Raw genomic sequence first — 1,175 nt, forward strand, 5'->3', positions numbered from 1 at the left:
GCGGCCGGTCGAGCAGTTGCGTCGAGGCGCCGAGGAGATCACCGGGAGGGCCGGTGCGGGCCGGCTGCCGGTGCCGGCGTCGGCCGACGAGATCCACCGCCTGGCGGTCACCCTCAACGGCATGCTGGACCGGTTGGAATCCGCCCGCGTCCGGCAGCGGGCCTTCGTCTCCGACGCCGCACACGAGCTGCGCAGCCCGTTGACCAACATCCGGACGGAACTGGAGGTGGCCCAGCGCCTCGCCGACCGGACGGACTGGACGGCGGTGACCGCCAACCTGCTCACCGACACCGACCGGCTGAGTCGCCTGGTCGACGACCTTCTGCTGCTGGCGCGCCTGGACGAGACGCCGCCGACGCGGGGGACCGGCCCGGTGGAGCTGGGCGCGTTGCTGGCGGACGTCGCCGCCCGCTACCCGTCGCCGCCGGTGCGGGTGACGCCGCCGGCGAGCCCGCTGTGGACGATCGGCACCGTCGAGGAGCTGCGTCGCGTGCTGGCCAACCTGGTCGACAACGCGGTACGGCACGCGGACGGCAGTGTGGTGCTCGCGGCCGAGGCGACAGGGCCTGACGTCGGGGCGTACCACCTGGTGACGGTGACCGACGACGGCCCGGGGATCCCGGTGGCGGACCGGGAGCGGGTCTTCGACCGGTTCACCCGGCTGGATGACGGACGGGCCCGCGACGACGGGGGCGCCGGCCTGGGGCTGGCCATCGTCCGGGAGTTGGTCCGACGGGCCGGCGGCAGCATCACACTGACCGACGCGCCGCAGCGGCAGGGGCTACGGGTGTGCCTGCTGCTGCCCGCGCTGCCGGTAGAGCGCTGACGGCGGCCCACCCTCACCAGCGGTCAGCGGCGGCGGGTGCAGACCTGCTTGGACCGGGCCACGGTGTCGGTGGACCAGGCGACAGCGACAGTGAAGCAGAAGTCGTTGGTGCGGTTGAGCGCGTAGATGACGAAGCTGGTCGTGCCCGCCGGCAAGGTGGCGAAGATGTTGTGGGCCTGGCCGGTGCGACCGCCCGCGATGACCACCGGGCCCTCGCTGCCGGCCGGGTACGTCCAGTTCAGCGCGATGCTGTCCCGGTTGTCGCGCAGGGTCACCGCGGTGGGTGGGGTGCCGGGCGACGCCACGGCGGCAGCCGACGTGGGTGCCGAGCCGCCCGGGGCGGGCGCGG

1 protein-coding gene and 1 pseudogene are annotated in these 1,175 nt (G+C 74.4%); one reads left to right on the forward strand and one right to left on the reverse strand.

The features are described from left to right. Window positions 1-826: HAMP domain-containing sensor histidine kinase (locus KBX53_RS33600; RefSeq protein WP_210863879.1), on the forward strand; the 826-nt coding region annotated here is incomplete at its 5' end. 23 nt (window positions 827-849) lie between these two features. Here the strand turns inward: KBX53_RS33600 and KBX53_RS33605 are convergent. After that, window positions 850-1,175, reverse strand: a pseudogene (locus tag KBX53_RS33605) (tetratricopeptide repeat protein); the annotation flags it as partial.

This window comes from Micromonospora sp. M51 (assembly GCF_018070305.1).
GTDB classification, from domain to species: Bacteria; Actinomycetota; Actinomycetes; order Mycobacteriales; family Micromonosporaceae; genus Micromonospora; species Micromonospora parva.